15 protein-coding genes are annotated in these 15,758 nt (G+C 42.3%); 14 read left to right on the top strand and 1 reads right to left on the bottom strand.

Translation table 11 applies throughout. From position 1 onward, the window contains the following. Window positions 1–246: 246 nt before the first annotated feature. The 8 genes from AFM12_RS09105 to AFM12_RS09070 all read left to right on the top strand — a co-directional run bounded on the left by AFM12_RS09105 (window position 247) and on the right by AFM12_RS09070 (window position 8,389). Entirely contained in the window at window positions 247–795 is a 549-nt protein-coding gene (locus AFM12_RS09105) for an RNA polymerase sigma factor (protein WP_310586862.1), read from the top strand. Then, window positions 792–1,619 carry a HEAT repeat domain-containing protein gene (locus tag AFM12_RS09100; RefSeq protein ID WP_229308481.1) on the top strand — a complete coding sequence of 276 codons (828 nt, stop codon included), beginning with the start codon at window positions 792–794 and terminating at the stop codon, window positions 1,617–1,619. Before AFM12_RS09105 ends, AFM12_RS09100 begins: the two co-directional genes overlap by 4 nt. A gap of 48 nt (window positions 1,620–1,667) precedes the next feature. Then, complete coding sequence (locus AFM12_RS09095) at window positions 1,668–2,522, top strand: DUF4097 family beta strand repeat-containing protein (RefSeq protein ID WP_055146929.1); 855 nt, start codon at window positions 1,668–1,670, stop codon at window positions 2,520–2,522. 12 nt (window positions 2,523–2,534) lie between these two features. After that, on the top strand, window positions 2,535–3,344 hold the full coding sequence (locus AFM12_RS09090) for a DUF4097 family beta strand repeat-containing protein (protein ID WP_055146926.1): 810 nt from the start codon (window positions 2,535–2,537) through the stop codon (window positions 3,342–3,344). Between the two features lie 176 nt (window positions 3,345–3,520). Beyond that, the gene (locus AFM12_RS09085) at window positions 3,521–6,196 is read left to right on the top strand and encodes a DUF5916 domain-containing protein (protein WP_055146923.1); all 2,676 of its coding nucleotides are present in this window, start codon (window positions 3,521–3,523) and stop codon (window positions 6,194–6,196) included. A gap of 93 nt (window positions 6,197–6,289) precedes the next feature. Then, window positions 6,290–6,550, top strand: a complete 261-nt coding sequence (locus AFM12_RS09080; protein ID WP_055146920.1) for a heavy-metal-associated domain-containing protein — start codon at window positions 6,290–6,292, stop codon at window positions 6,548–6,550. After that, on the top strand, window positions 6,551–7,825 hold the full coding sequence (locus AFM12_RS09075) for an APC family permease (RefSeq protein ID WP_055146917.1): 1,275 nt from the start codon (window positions 6,551–6,553) through the stop codon (window positions 7,823–7,825). A 51-nt stretch (window positions 7,826–7,876) separates the two neighbouring features. Next, window positions 7,877–8,389 carry a hypothetical protein gene (locus AFM12_RS09070; RefSeq protein ID WP_055146914.1) on the top strand — a complete coding sequence of 171 codons (513 nt, stop codon included), beginning with the start codon at window positions 7,877–7,879 and terminating at the stop codon, window positions 8,387–8,389. 5 nt (window positions 8,390–8,394) lie between these two features. Here AFM12_RS09070 and yaaA read toward each other — a convergent pair whose 3' ends face one another. Further along, window positions 8,395–9,153: a peroxide stress protein YaaA gene (yaaA, locus tag AFM12_RS09065; protein WP_055146911.1), complete on the bottom strand. Its 759-nt coding sequence runs from the start codon at window positions 9,151–9,153 to the stop codon at window positions 8,395–8,397. Window positions 9,154–9,299: 146 nt separating this feature from the next. On the opposite strand from yaaA, the gene AFM12_RS09060 reads away from it, so the two are divergent. The 6 genes from AFM12_RS09060 to AFM12_RS09035 all read left to right on the top strand — a co-directional run bounded on the left by AFM12_RS09060 (window position 9,300) and on the right by AFM12_RS09035 (window position 15,499). Beyond that, complete coding sequence (locus tag AFM12_RS09060; RefSeq protein WP_055146908.1) at window positions 9,300–10,472, top strand: serine hydrolase domain-containing protein; 1,173 nt, start codon at window positions 9,300–9,302, stop codon at window positions 10,470–10,472. Between the two features lie 145 nt (window positions 10,473–10,617). Further along, entirely contained in the window at window positions 10,618–11,769 is a 1,152-nt protein-coding gene (locus AFM12_RS09055) for an alpha-hydroxy acid oxidase (RefSeq protein ID WP_055146906.1), read from the top strand. 90 nt (window positions 11,770–11,859) lie between these two features. After that, window positions 11,860–12,573 carry a (Fe-S)-binding protein gene (locus AFM12_RS09050; protein WP_055146903.1) on the top strand — a complete coding sequence of 238 codons (714 nt, stop codon included), beginning with the start codon at window positions 11,860–11,862 and terminating at the stop codon, window positions 12,571–12,573. Continuing rightward, window positions 12,570–13,940 carry a lactate utilization protein B gene (locus tag AFM12_RS09045; protein WP_055146900.1) on the top strand — a complete coding sequence of 457 codons (1,371 nt, stop codon included), beginning with the start codon at window positions 12,570–12,572 and terminating at the stop codon, window positions 13,938–13,940. The genes AFM12_RS09050 and AFM12_RS09045 overlap by 4 nt, the downstream gene beginning before the upstream one ends. After that, window positions 13,937–14,614 (top strand): LutC/YkgG family protein, encoded by a 678-nt coding sequence (locus AFM12_RS09040; protein WP_229308480.1) that lies wholly within the window; start codon window positions 13,937–13,939, stop codon window positions 14,612–14,614. The genes AFM12_RS09045 and AFM12_RS09040 overlap by 4 nt, the downstream gene beginning before the upstream one ends. Window positions 14,615–14,770: 156 nt before the next feature. Beyond that, window positions 14,771–15,499: an NUDIX hydrolase gene (locus AFM12_RS09035; protein ID WP_055146897.1), complete on the top strand. Its 729-nt coding sequence runs from the start codon at window positions 14,771–14,773 to the stop codon at window positions 15,497–15,499. The last annotated feature ends 259 nt before the right edge of the window (window positions 15,500–15,758 follow it).

Raw genomic sequence — 15,758 nt, 5'->3', positions numbered from 1 at the left:
AAAAGGAGATGTATTTTCGACGATATCACTCTGAATACAAAACAGAGCCTAAATAAGTCTAATGAATTCAGAACCTTTCTTACACTTTTTTTGGACAGCTAAAGTGTATCAGAATTACTTTAAAGCATGCCTTGTGGTCTTAAGCATGTCCGTTTCTATTTAGAAGGAGTCAAAAAAAAATAAAAAAATCTGTAACCTTCTGCCTTTGACTAAGTTTACCCTATCAAAGCTCAAAACTTATACCCTTTGGAAGTTCTTTCAGATAACAACATCATGCTAAGCGTAAAAGCCGGCGACCTTGACAAAATGGGTTTGCTATTCGAACGGCATCATAATGCTCTTTTCGGGTTTGTTTTCAGAATGACCGGACAAAGAGCTTTTAGCGAAGATTTGGTGCAGACCGTTTTTTACCGAATGTTAAAATACCGCCATACCTATAAAGGCAATGGCGAATTTAAAACCTGGATGTATCATCTCACACGCAACCTGATAAAAGATACTTTCCGGAAAAACAACAAAGTAGACTATCATGAAAACATTGGCGAGATAGCTAAAAATATAGCTGAGCGGGCCGCTGATGAGATATTGGAACAAAAGCATGAGTCCGAGAAACTAAACCGAATGCTGAACAGACTAAAACCCGAAAACAAAGAAATCTTAGTACTGAGCAAATATCAGGAGCTCAATTATAAAGAAATAAGCGAAGTGCTCAACACCACCGAAACCAACGTAAAAGTAAAGGTGCACAGGGCGATGAAAGAATTAAAAAAAATGTATTTACAAAAATCAATATGAACGCATATCAGTCATCAGAATCAGAAGCCCGTTTCATTGATTTTTTAGAGAACAGGCTGAACCCGGAGGAAGCAAAACGTTTTCAGGAGGATCTGCAAAACTCAGCAGAAATGCAGGCCGACTTTGAGGCCACCAGAGCCATTTGGCTTGGCATGAATCAAATTCCTGTTCCCGAGGTCAGCCCTGAAATGAAAGAAGGTTTTAATGAAATGCTGCGAACTTTCAAAAAACGAGAAAATGAAAAAGTGACGATAACCTCGTTTTTGGACAGGATTAAAAGTCTCTTTGACTCCAAAGCAAGTTTTAGCTGGTCATATGCCTTAATCGTTTTTGCGGTAGCCTCTGCTATTGGCTTTTATGCCGGACGAAAAAACTCCGATGATCTGGCTACAAACGATAAAGTTCAGCAACTGGGCCATGAAGTAGAAGAAATGAAGCAGCTCATGATGATTTCAATGCTTGAAAACCCCATGGCTTCAGAACGTATGAAAGCAGTCTCCTACACTAGAGAAATTACCGACGTGGATGAAAAAGTGATAGATGCCCTGCTCACCACGCTTAATCAGGATGAGAATGTTAATGTTCGCCTGGCAACACTGGAAGCCCTGGTAGAATTTGCCGAACATCCAAAAGTGAGAGAAGGCCTGGTGCAGTCCATCATCACACAGGAGTCGCCTCTGGTGCAGGTAGCTCTGGCCGATGTGATGACCCAACTGCAGGAGAAGCGTTCTATCGAATACATTAAGCAATTACTTAAACAAAACGGTTTGAACGAAACCGTAAAAGAAAAGCTCGAAGAAACCATAACCGGCCTCGAAGTTTAAGGTCTGGTTTGAAGAATTTACTTATAACTATTACTCAAAACACAAATTATGAAAAAGCTAAAATTAATGATTATCGTAGGGTTGCTGGCGACATGCCAGCAATCTCCGGCCCAGGAAAGGGTCTTTGAAGAGCACATCAGCAGGCAGTTTGATGTCGTCGACGGAAGTACCCTGGCCATCTATAATGTCTTTGGAAGCATTGATGTCGAAGGCTATGATGGCAACAGAATCCTTCTGGAGATTGATAAAAAACTGATAGCCGAAAACGCCAATGAACTGGCAAAAGCTAAGGAAGAATTTAAACTAAACTTTGATCAAAAAACTGATAGTCTGATTGTATTTATCAAAGAGCCTCGTGATTCACGACCAGATAGAAATTATCGCAATTGGGAACACAAAGAGATTAAATACACCTATCATTTGGAGTTCAAAGTAAAAGTGCCGAGGTCGCTGAATTTGGTTGCCGTTACGGTGAATGACGGAGAAGTATTAGTCAGGAATGTTGACGGAAAATTGAAAATTCATAATGTAAACGGCGGCATTTCTTTGACAAACGTTAGCGGCATCACCTATGCCCATACCGTAAATGGCGATGTAGACATTACTTACGCGAGCCAGCCAAAGGGCGAATCAAGTTATTATACTTTGAATGGCGATCTTACTGTTTTCTATCCCCAAAACCTCTCTGCCGACTGCGACTACAAAAGCTTTAACGGTGAGCTTTTCACTGATTTCCCCGAGGTAACAATGTTACCAACTACCGTGAGTAAAAACATAAAAGAAAATGACAATACCATTCGGTATAAACTGGAGTCAAACACCCGATTCAGAATAGGTAATGGGGGCTCACAGTTGCATTTTGAAACCTTTAACGGAAACGTTTATATCAAACAAAAGTCTTAAAAAATACAAATTATGAAAAAGCTAAAATTCTTAACTATTACACTCTGTAGCATTATCACTTTTCAAAGTTTCTCTCAGGACGAAAAACTGACCATTCCGCTTTCAAAACCTGGTACTGTGGGAATGCTGAATGTTAATCTGGTCAATGGATCTATTCACGTAAAAGGGGCAGATGTCAACGAGGTAACAGTTGTAACCAAAGTTAAAGCGGATAACTACACAAAAGAACACGTACGTGAAGATGGTATGCGACGAATAAGTACTAACAAAGGCTTTGAGGTGACAGCCGAAGAGCAAGACAATTCCGTTAGTGTACGCTCCCATAACCCGAATCAAAAACTGGTTCTCGAAGTAACCGTGCCGAAAAACTTCAACCTGAAAGTTCGGACCGTTAACTCAGGAGATGTTTCTGCCACAAATGTGAATGGCAATCTGGAGCTTGGCAATGTTAATGGAAGCATCTCAATGAAAGATGTAAGTGGTTCGGCGATTACCTCTACCGTAAACGGCAATATCACAGGTAATTTCAGGAGCACGGATATCAGCTCGCCTATGGCTTTTACCACGCTTAATGGCAATGTGGACATTACTTTCCCGGCGTCTCTGAAAGCCAATGTGAAAGTACAGAGCGAACGCGGTGAAATGTACAGTGATTTTGAAATTAATCTTGACAAAACTGTACCTCCAATGCAAAAAAGTACTGAAAACGGACTGCACAAAATCAAAAAAAGTGGCTGGACTATGGGAAAAATAGGTTCTGGTGGTGCTGAAATCACCATGAAAACTATGAACGGCGATATTCTTATCCGTAAAGCGAAATAATGCTAATTGAGCCTTTCTTTTGATCAGAAAGGCTCAATTTTTCACACATTCTCATCACCCATTTCGAGCCATTTAAGGCTTTTTATAATTCTTTAAGAAATGGGCATCATAAGAAAAACGTACTTGCAGCGTTCTTGAAAAACTCAAGACTATTCAACCAAAAGCTATTACACTTTATGAGAATTTTAACCCTAGGCTTACTGGCCTTGCTATATTCATTCCTGTCATTTTCACAAGAAAACACCTCGATTGAAGACATCAAAAAGAAAAAATATTATACCCAAAAACTCTCATCAGGTAGCATCAAACTGGATGGTGTCCCGACCGAACCTGAATGGGAAGCAGTAGAATGGGGCGGTGGTGATTTTATCGGTTATCGCCCCTTTGAAGGTAAAGAACCCACCTACCAAACGAAGTTCAAAATCATCTATGATGATAAATACCTGTATGTCGCTTACCGTGCCTATGATGCGGAGCCAGACAGCATAGTGCAGCGAATGAGCCGCCGGGATGAGTTTCCAGGAGATTGGGTTGAAATCAATATTGACAGCTATCATGACCTTCGGTCGGCTTTCTCTTTCACCATTTCAGCCTCAGGTGTAAGGGGCGAAGAGTTTATTTCTAATAATGGAAACAACTGGGACTCCAGCTGGAACCCTATCTGGCAAGCCAAAACCAATATTGACGAAGAAGGCTGGACCGCCGAGGTGAAAATCCCGCTTAGTCAGTTGCGTTTCGGGAAAAACCCGGATAAAGTCTGGGGCTTTCAGATTCAACGAATATTGTTCAGAAATCAGGAGCGTTCCATCTTTCAACCCATTCCCCAGAGCAGCGGTGTCTGGGTCAGTGGTTTTGCAGAGCTGCATGGTCTTGAGGACGTGAAACCGCAAAAACAAATTGAGATTGCTCCGTATACAGTAGCTAAATTGGAAAGAGGACCTGCCCAGGCCGGAAACCCTTTTCAGACTGGTAAAAGCAGTAACATCACCGCTGGTGTAGATGGCAAAGTGGCCGTTACCAGCGACATGATTCTGGATTTTACAATCAACCCTGATTTCGGGCAGGTGGAAGCAGATCCTTCTCAAGTACGAATCGATGGTTTTCAGAATTTCTTTCAGGAGCGTCGTCCGTTCTTCATTGAAAGCCGAAACATTTTTGAATACGAACTCACCGGTTCTCAGGCCGGAGGTGACTATGACTCTGACCTTCTATTTTACTCAAGAAGAATCGGCAGCTCACCTCACTCCTACCCAGACTTGACGGATAGCGAATACGCCGATGTACCACAAAACACCTCCATTCTGGGAGCGGCAAAATTTAGCGGCAAAAGCAAAAATGGCTGGAGTATAGGAATTCTGGAAAGTGTGACGCAGGAAGAAATAGCGACCATTAAAGGCGAAAACTCAGAACGAACGGAGATCGTAGAACCACAGACCAATTACTTCGTAAGCCGGATTCAGAAAGATATCAAAGGAGGTGAAACGGTAATTGGTGGCATTTTGACATCGGTCAATAGAAAAGGTAACTTAAATGATTTGCTACATAATGACGCTTTTACCGGAGGTTTTGATCTTCTTCACTATTGGAAAAACAGAACGTACTACATCAAAGGATCAGCCATTTTTAGTCATGTTACCGGCACTGCCGAAAAAATTTACAACACCCAAACCTCCTTCGAGCATTTGTTTCAACGACCTGACTCAGACCGGCCCTCAGTAGACCCCACAAGAACATCTCTTACCGGTTCAGGAGGAACCATCAGAATCGGCAAAAGTGGAGGAACAGGCAAGGGAGAAAAAGGCCGGGTTTTTAATTTTGACAGCGGAGTGACTTACCGCTCTCCTGAACTGGAATTAAATGATATAGGCTTTATGCAAACAGCCAACGAAATCAATCATTTTACCTGGGCGGGCTTCAGATATCCCAAATCCTTCGGGAAATTCCGAAATGCCCGAATAAACTATAATCATTTTTTCAAATGGGATTTTGACGGAAAATTGATGTTCCAACTTTTCAATGTCAATGCTCACGCCACTTTTCAAAACAACTGGAGCATGGGTAGTGGGCTAAACTGGAACACTTTTGATGTTTCAAATAATGCTTTACGTGGTGGGTCTGCGATAAGAAGACCTCCGGGTTTTGGTCAATGGGGCTATATCAATTCAGATCAGCGAAAGAAAATTCAGGCTTTCGCCCAAGGAAGCTACTTCGTTGGAAAAGATGCCGTTATGAATTTTACGAATGTCAACTTTACGCTGTCTGCTCAGCCAATAGATGCCATGAGCGTGAGTCTCTCTACCGGTTATAATCACTCCTACCGTAAACAGGATCAATACGTCAGTCAGGTTTCTTACGGAGATGTAACACGCACCATTGTAAGCTCAGTAAATCAAAATACATGGCGTTATACGCTGCGACTGAATTATAATATTACTCCTGATTTGACGCTCCAATATTACGGCCAACCATTCATCACACGACCGGAATACGAAGGCTATGGGTATGTAAAAGACCCGCTTAATAAAAGTTATGAAGATCGTTTTCACCGGTTTACCAGCAGCCAGATAACCGAACAAGATGGGAGTTTTATGATTGATGAAAACGGTGATGGAGAAACTGATTACAGCTTTGGGGACCCCAATTTTAATTTCATGCAGTTCAGGTCAAACCTGGTAGCCCGCTGGGAATATAAAGCCGGCTCAGAACTTTATCTTGTATGGAGCCAGGGCAATACCCCAGATACAGGAGACTACTGGGAGCAGACTTTGAATCAAAACCTGTTTTCAAACCTCTTTGGCCAGCAGGCCAATAATATCTTTTTGGTAAAGTTGACTTATCGGTTTTTGAAATAAACCGATGTCAGGCAAACAACGTTTATTATATAAAGAAGACTTATGACCCGAAGTGGCCACAAGCCTGTATGTAACACTTAAAATAATACAGTCATGAGTATCATATCAGACAACGTTATCCCTGGCAATCACGGTAAAACCTTCGAAACCAATGCCAAAACCGAAGAGGAGTTAGACATCCTTAAAAATGCAATTCTTGAAATTGAAGGAATTAAAGATGTCATGGTTTCAGGGAATGATTTTCCAACTGAAATCACGGTTCATACTTCTGAAATGGTGAGTATCGAAGATATTCAGCATAAAGCGGCAAAAACCACTTTTCATGTGATTCCTAAGACACTTTTCTCCCTGTAGATGAGCAGCAAGATCGGGCTGAAAGATGCCGTCTCTATCGGTATCGGAGGCATGGTAGGCGGTGGTATATTTGCGGTTTTAGGTCTGGCAGTTACATTAGCTAAAGGAGCCACCCCTCTCGCTTTTTTGCTGGCCGGTTTACTGGCCTTGATCACCGCATATAGCTATGCCAAACTATCAATCGCTTACCCGGACTCAGGTGGCACAGTGCGTTTTGTCAATGAGGGTTTCGGGAAAAGCATTTTTGCCGGAGGCATCAATAACCTTCTGTGGGTTAGCTATATCATTATGTTGGGGCTTTACGCCTCAGCGTTTGGTTCCTATGCCCCAAACCTGCTAACCATGATTTCAGAAGAGGTAGATTTTCACATTTTCGCCAGTGCCGTGGTGATCCTGGCGACAGTGATTAACTATTACAGTGTTGAGGTGGTGGGTAAAATTGAATCGGTGGCAGTTTTCGTAAAACTGATCATCCTGATAGCGTTTATTGGAGTCAGCATTTATGGCTTAACACAGCAAAACCACCTGGCTCAATTAAATCCCGGGAGTTGGGAAGCTCCTCTCACCATTATCTCCGGGGGCATGGTCATTTTCGTAGCTTATGAGGGTTTTGAACTCATTGCCAACTCCGTCCCCGATATTGAAAATCCGAAAATCAACGTGCCCAGGGCTTATTACATTTCAGTAGGTTTTGTGGTGGTACTCTATGTCATTATCGCATTTGCAACCGTTGGTTCGTTAACTTTTGAGAAAATTCAGGAAGCCGAAGAATATGTTTTAGCCTCTGCGGCCAGGCCGGTTCTTGGCCAGGTTGGCTTTACAATTATGACTATTGCCGCTTTGATTTCTACCTTTTCGGCTATCAATGCTTCATTGTACGGTGGCAGTCGGGTAAGTTATGAAATAGCGGAGGATGACGAATTGCCACATCAACTGACCTACAAACTCTGGAATCAGCCAGTGGGTCTGATCATCACCACAATAGCTACTCTGGTGCTGGTCAACACCCTTGAGCTGGAGAGTATTTCTACGGCCGGGAGTATTGGTTTTTTGATCGTGTTCGCTGTTGTCAATTACAGCGGCTACAAGCTTTCAAGAGAAATCAAAGCCTCCCGATGGCTGCCCATGACAGGTTTTATTTTATGCCTGACTGCTCTGGCCGCCCTTATTCAGCAGGAATTCTCTGATAATAAAACCGGTGTGCTGGTAGCGGCGGGGATTATTGCAATTTGCTTTCTGATGGAATGGGTTTATAAGAAAGTAGCAAAGAAATAGTATAACACATTAAGGAAGAATTAATTTGGGGGAATATCCAAATAACCCCACATGTCAATAAAAAAGAGAGCGACTATCGCCAGAAATGTTTGCTATTGTTTAACCTTACTTTTAATTCTTTACAGTTGTTTGGGATTTTACCGTTCTAACTTCAAGATATCAGATTTAGATAAAATTGAGGGCATACTTACTTCGGTAAGGGTAAACTATTTTTCAGATCCCGATCCAAGATACCTTGGTTCACGTTCCGGATCAACTTATTATCTTGATTTCAAGCTTCAAGGAAGAAACGAAACTTTTGCCATTCCTTCTCAATTCAAGCATTTCTCAATGAGAGATCAGTTTTTAGTAGGCGATACTATTTCAATTTTCATGGATCCAACAGCCTTTCCCAGAATAGATAACAGGACATGTGGGGTTTTATTAATCGAAAAAAACAAAAAAATAATCTTTTCAGAGTCTCGATCAATGTTCACACAAACAGCCATAACCTGCTTAGTATTTGCAGCAATTTTCTTTATCGCTGGTTCAGTAGCCTACTACGCAAATAGGGCATATTTTTAAGCAGACTACCTCACAAAAACCCACTCCTTCTCATCTGAAAGTTTGTTATCAAACTCGTAGCCTTCATAGTTAAACGTTTTAAGGTCTTCAGGAGCATTGATGTTTTTAACGATGGCAAAACGGGTCATCAGACCACGGGCTTTTTTGGCGAAGAAACTGATGATCTTAAGATCACCGTTTTTATAATCTTTGAAAACAGGGGTGATTAATGGACCTTTCAATAACTCCGGTTTTACAGCCCCAAAATACTCTTGTGAGGCCAGATTGATCAGAGGTTCGCCATCTTTCATTTCTTCATTCAGAGCTTCAGTGATTTTCTTATCCCAAAACTTATACAGATTGGGTTTGCGTCCCACCTTTAGTGAAGTACCCATCTCCAAACGATAAGGTTGAATTAAATCCAAAGGCTTCAGCAAACCATACAAACCCGATAAGATCCGAAGCTTATCATTCATTTGATGAATTTGATTTTCATTTAAACTGTAGGCATCCAGTCCTAGATAAACGTCTCCTTTGAAAGCAAAAACGGCCTGACGAGAGTTTTCCGGAGTATATTCATTAGTTCTGGTCAGATTTCTTTCCCTGTTCAGCTCAGCCAACGCTTTTGAAATGCTCATAAGATCAGAAAGCTTCTTCGGAGACTTCTTTTTCAAAACCTCGTTTAAGGTTTCTATTTCTTCAGTGAATCGAGGTAAACTGTATTCCTGAGTAGGTAGTGGAGTCTCAAAATCAAGCGTTTTGGCAGGAGAAACAACAATCTTCATTCTTTCGGTTTTGTCTGTTTTTTAGTCGGAATGTTAACACAAAGATATCCCTCGAAGTTCGGTATTTTTCGGTCAGAGGTCCATATCCCATAAAAATTGGTAGGGGTCAGCATCTGTTGTACTGTCTCATAACTAAAGCCAATTTTATGAAAATTAGATCTGTCACACTTGTACTACTTCTATTCATTAACTCCTGTACCCGGATATTACCCAAACCCGGAGATGAAGCCCTGAATAGTTATATCCAAAACAAGGTGGATAAAGCAGAGGTAGTGGGTATGCAAGCGGCATATCACAAAAATGGTAAACTCTCTTGGCATAAAAGCTATGGTGTAAAAAATGTAGAAACTAACGAGCCAGTTGATGACGAAACCCTTTTCATGATTGCTTCCAGCTCAAAACCAGTGACAGCCACTGCCATAATGCATATGGCTGATCAGGGGAAACTGGATATAGACGCCGATATTAACCTTTACTTACCTTTTGAGATCAGAAACCCCAATTTCCCCGAGGAGGTAATCACATCAAGAATGTTGCTATCTCATACTTCTTCTTTAAAAGATGATTGGGACACCCTGGATCCACTTTACACTATCGAAGAGGGCGGAGATTCTCCAATTCCTTTGGCAGAATTTGTGCCCGGCTACTTTCTGAAAGGTGGCCAGTACTATAATGAGAACACAAACTTCCACACCAAAAAGCCCGGCAATCATTGGGACTACTGCAATATGGGATACGTTATTTTAGGCTATATTATTCAGGAGCTGAGTGGTAAACCTTTTGAACAATACATGTATGAAGACTTTTTTGAGCCCCTGGGCATGACCAATTCTTACTGGTTTTTGCGGGATATTCCACATGAAAACATCGCCCGCCCGCACGAACCTGTAAAAAAAGGTACACCGGAAGTTTTGCTACACTACGGATATCCTGATTTTCCCGATGGTCAATTAAGAACTACGGTTTCTGACTACGCCCGTTTCCTGGAAATTTTTCTCAATGATGGTCTATCCAATGGCATACAGTTTCTCAAACCGGAAACCGTGAAAGAGTTTTTGAAAATACAATACCCGTCTGTTCAGAAGCATCAGGCTATTGCATGGAATTATAACGAAATGGAAAATTTCCTTTACTACCGATTTATTCCTCATTTTCCATCACATACGGGAGGAGATCCGGGCGTAGCCACAGTTGTAAGCTTTGACCCAAAAACAAGAACAGCGGCCATTGTCTTTATGAACTCCCGACCCGATAATTTTCTGCAGGTCAAAAACACCTACCTTGACATTGTCAAAAGGTTAATGCGGGCAGCCCTTTAGGCATATAATTGTGTAATGTATCATAGAGAAGAACAGTTTTATGAACAGCTTGTTTGAGCTTTGCCATAAATATCGAATAAGCCTTAGCTTTGAGATATTCTATGATATTTATAAAGGCCTGAATGCCGAATACATAAATTAAAAGATGGAAGAAAAGTACAACTCCGAATATCCTGACATTCCCTTTCTGAGAGAAAAAGCTAAAAAACGTATCCCAAGGTTTGCGTTCGAATACCTTGATGGCGGCTGTAATGCTGAAATAAATCTAAGACGAAATACCAAGGAGATCAGAGATGTACAATTGAGACCATACTACCTTCGGGACTATCAGGGCATATCGCTTGACACAGAATTGTTTGGGAAAACCTATTCTGCACCTTTTGGTATTTCACCTATTGGTTTGCAAGGACTAATTTGGCCGAAGGCATCTGAAATTCTCGCCAAAGCGGCTTTCGACTATAACATTCCCTATACTCTAAGTACCGTTGGGACCGCCAGTATTGAAAAAATTGCAGACATCACAGAGGGCAATGCCTGGTTTCAGCTTTACCACCCTAAAGAAGCTGAATTACGTGATAAACTCATCAAAAGGGCTGCCGACGCCCATTACCCGGTTCTTATCATTTTGGCAGATACGCCTACCTTTGGTTACCGCTCAAAAGAAATCATAAATGGACTTTCTATTCCGCCAAAAATGTCGGCGAGAAACATTGCTCAAATCATGGGTAAGCCACGCTGGGCGATAGAAACATTACTAGCCGGCCAGCCGGAGTTCAAAACGCTTAAGCCCTACATTCCTAACGGTCTGAGCCTGAAACATCTCGGGATGTTCATGAATCAAACCTTCAATGGTCGTTTGAATGCTGAACGCATCAAACCCATTCGAGATCAATGGAAAGGGAAATTGGTACTCAAAGGCGTAGCCACAGAGGAAGACACCGAAAAAGCCATTGAGCTGGGATTAGACGGAATCATAGTTTCGAATCACGGTGGCCGGCAGCTGGATCATGGTGAGTCTACGATAAAACCGTTGACAAGAATTGCCGCCAAATACAAAGACCAGATCAAAGTCATGATGGACAGCGGTATCCGCACCGGGCCAGATATTGCTTCTTCTCTGGCCTCCGGGGCTGATTTCACCTTTTTGGGTCGCTCCTTTATGTACGGTGTGGGGGCTCTTGGTAATGAAGGTGGAAACCACACCATCTCCATTCTAAAAAGACAGCTACGTCAGGTGATGGAGCAGCTTTGTTGTGAAAATATCCATGATTTACCGAAGCATCGGATTCGTGAATAAGATTTCCTGAGCAGGGAATAGTTTTGAGGGTGCTGTTAAAAGTATTTTTATTCTGATACTTTTGATAGTGAGATTCAACCCTATCAAACCTTGAAAGTTAGTCTATTTATTCCCTGTTACATTGATCAGTTTTACCCTCAGGTGGGTATAGCCAGCCTTGAATTACTGGAAAAACTGGGCTGTGAAGTCAATTACCCAAAAAATCAAACTTGTTGCGGCCAGCCAATGGCCAACTCTGGTTTTCAGCATTTGACCGGTGATATTGACAAACATAATCAACAGCTTTTTGCCGATGCAGACTACGTCGTTTGCCCTTCAGGGAGCTGCACACTTCACTTGAAAGATCACGTTTTTCATCAGCAGCCCAAAGTGATGGAACTTTGCGAGTTTATGACTGACATTTTAAAAGTCAAAGAACTCGATGCCTCTTTCCCTTTCAAAGTGGGTTTACACCAAAGTTGCCACGGTTTAAGAGGTTTGCAACTGGCCAAAAGCTCAGAACTGGTAGAAGAGCCTTACTCAAAAATGGAACCCTTACTGGCCATGGTCAAAAAACTGGACCTTCGTATACCCGAAAAGGCCGACGAATGTTGCGGTTTCGGAGGTACTTTCGCTGTGAGTGAAGAGGCCGTTTCTGCCAAAATGGGACAAGATCGCTGCAACGATTTTGAAGATATCGAAGTGGATTATATCACCAGTCCGGATATGTCTTGCCTGATGCACCTGGAAGGTACCCTTAAGAGAAAAGGAAGTAAAACCCGCGTGATTCATGTGGCCGAAATCTTAAACAGCAACATCCAATGAGTAGCTCCAAACATGCCCAATTAGCAGAAAAGCTGGTAAAAGACTCCAGCCGAAATGACTGGCACAATAACTCCATTTGGTGGGTACGGAAAAATCGGGATAAAGCGGTCTTCGGTATTCCGGACTGGGAAAAATTACGCGACACTGCCTCTGAAATAAAGAATCATGTCTTGGCCAATTTACATGATCTGCTCATTGAGTTTGAGAAAAATGCCTTAGTCAATGGTATTCAGGTGCACTGGGCATCTGATGCCAAGGAACATAACCAAATCGTTCATGGCATATTGGCCCGCCATTCGGTCAAAAAAATGGTCAAGAGCAAATCCATGCTCACTGAAGAGTGCGGCATGAATCATTACCTGGAAGACCGTGGTATAGAAGTAATTGACACGGATTTGGGAGAACGTATCATTCAACTGCGTCATGAGCCACCCAGCCATATTGTAGCACCAGCCATTCACCTCAAAAGACAAGACATCAGCGAGACTTTTCATAAAAAACTGGGTACCGAGAAAGGAAATATAGACCCGCAATATTTAACCGAAGCCGCCAGACAAAGCCTCAGAAAAGATTTTTTAACTGCGGATGCTGCCCTTACTGGTGTCAATTTCGCAATTGCCGAAACCGGGGAGTTTGTGGTTTGTACCAATGAAGGTAATGCTGACATGGGAGCCCATCTGGCCCCGGTGCATATTGCCAGCATGGGGCTTGAGAAGATTATCCCGAAAAGAGAACATCTCGGCGTATTCCTTCGAGTTTTGGCACGCAGCAGTACTGGGCAAGCCATAACTTCCTTCAGCAGTCATTTCAGAAAACCCCGCAAAGGTCAGGAAATGCATATTATTCTGGTGGATAACGGCCGAAGCCGTCATATCGGTCTTGATGATTTTAAAAGTGGCTTAAAATGTATTCGCTGCGGAGCTTGCATGAATACCTGCCCGGTGTATCGCCGAAGCGGAGGACATTCATACCATACCACCGTTCCGGGACCTATCGGATCGATTCTGGCACCAAATAAAGACCTTGAGGAATACTCCGATCTGCCCTTTGCAAGTACGCTATGCGGAGCCTGCAGTAATGTTTGCCCGGTTAAAATCAATATTCATGATCAGCTTTACGCCTGGCGACAGATCATCGGCAAGGCTGGCCATGTTGAGAGTGGAAAAAAAATGGGAATGAAAGCCATGAACTTTGTCTTATCCAAACCCGGGGTATTCAATGTGGGTGGTAAAATTGGCCGTTCTGTCATGAGGACACTGCCATTTGTGGTCAACAACAACTTAAATCCCTGGTTTAAATCAAGAGAAATGCCAGCTCCACCGAAAGAAAGTTTTTCAGAATGGTACAGCAAAAACAGAAAGAAATGAGTAGTAGAGAGGAGATTTTAGGGCGATTGGAGGATGTTAGAGGTCGGATGTCAGATGCCGGAGGTATTGGGACCGATGACCGAAGACCGATGACGGGAGATGGAACATGGAACACGGAGAATGGAACATCCGACATCGGACACCCAACATCCGACATCCAACTTCCACCTTTCAACACCGCCTACCTCGGCGACCCGCTCGCGAAATTCAAAGAACTCATTGATATTCTTCATGGGGAAGCTATTGAAGTTTCTGAAGGTAAAGAAATCGAAGATTACGTCTCAAAGCACTATTCAGGAAAAAGGATTTTATTTTCGACCAGCCTACCTGAATTAAACAACTCAGAAGAATGGAAAACCGCAGACCCACATAGTTTGGAAGATGTAGAATTTGCTCTGGTGGAAGGCACCTTGGGGGTAGCCGAAAACGGAGCCATCTGGCTGACTGAAGAGCAACTTTCTCAACGCGTGGCTCCCTTTATTAACCAACAGCTCGGCATCGTCATCAAAAAAGATTCGATTGTCCCGACCATGGCTCAGGCCTATGAAAAACTGGGTGAACCGAACAACGGTTACGGTGTATTCATTGCTGGTCCTTCCAAAACCGCCGATATCGAACAGTCGCTGGTGACTGGTGCTCATGGGGCACGGGGGCTGGTGGTGTTTTTGGCGTAAAAACCAAGAGTATTAAATAAAAATGAAGGCTTCCAAAAGGGAAACTTCAGCTGATTCAGGTCGACTTATTTCCTCCGAAAGGTGAACTAATCACCATAAAATCAATATAAAACGGTAATTTTAAGCCTGAACCCTTTTTGCAAATCCTCTGAATTAATGGAAGTTAGTGAATCAGTGAATCTCGAGAAAACAACTTACAATGGCGAAGCCAAGCTTTTTGTAGCCATCGACTGTATCATTTTTGGATTTGATGGTGAAAATTTGAAGTTACTTCTCATTAAAAGGAACTTTGAACCCGAGAAGGGAAAATGGTCGCTCATGGGTGGTTTTGTTAGAGAACATGAAAATCTTGAAGATGGCTCTCACCGCATTCTGAATGAGCTTACCGGCCTTGAAAATGTGTACATGGAGCAGATGCAAACCTATGGAGGAGTGGAGCGTGACCCACTGGCTCGTACCCTTTCCATTTCTTATTTTGCCCTGATCAATATCCATGATCACGATAAGGAGCTTGCTCTCTCTAAAAATGGTTTTTGGTTTAACCTCGATAACGTACCGGACCTAATTTTTGACCATAGCGAAATGGTTGATAAAGCATTGGCACATTTACGATATAAAGCGGCTCTGCACCCTTTGGGTTTTGAGTTATTGCCTGATAAATTCACTATTCCCCAACTACAAAAACTCTATGAAGCCATTTACGACAAACAGCTGGACCGCCGGAATTTTAGCCGCAAAATTCTTTCTACTCAATTATTAATTGACACAGGCGAGAAAAACGAAGGTGGTAGTACAAAAAAAGCAATTCTCTATAAACTGGATAAAGAGAAATACAATAATCAGTTTAACGACTTCCATTACTTTACGCCAAAAGGATTTGTGTAAGCCTGGTAAAATACACAGCCATTTGGCCAGAGCCGTAATCGCCTGACCATTGATCCGGTCACTCCTACTCTCGGTTTGCCACTTTAAACTGATGATATCCCTACAAAAAACAATGATATGTTGATTATTACTATTTGATCGACAGAAATAACCTGTAGAGATTTTTTTTACCATTTTAATTTGTGTCTTTTTGACACATTTAAATTTTTTATGGATATTAGCTAAGGATAAAACCCATTCTTGAGGTTTCATCCAAAAT

Origin of the sequence: Jiulongibacter sediminis (genome assembly GCF_001306455.1) — a bacterium.
GTDB classification, from domain to species: Bacteria; Bacteroidota; Bacteroidia; order Cytophagales; family Spirosomataceae; genus Jiulongibacter; species Jiulongibacter sediminis.
The sequence above is the reverse complement of the archived record's forward strand: the minus strand, read 5'-3'. Positions and strand labels throughout refer to the sequence as shown.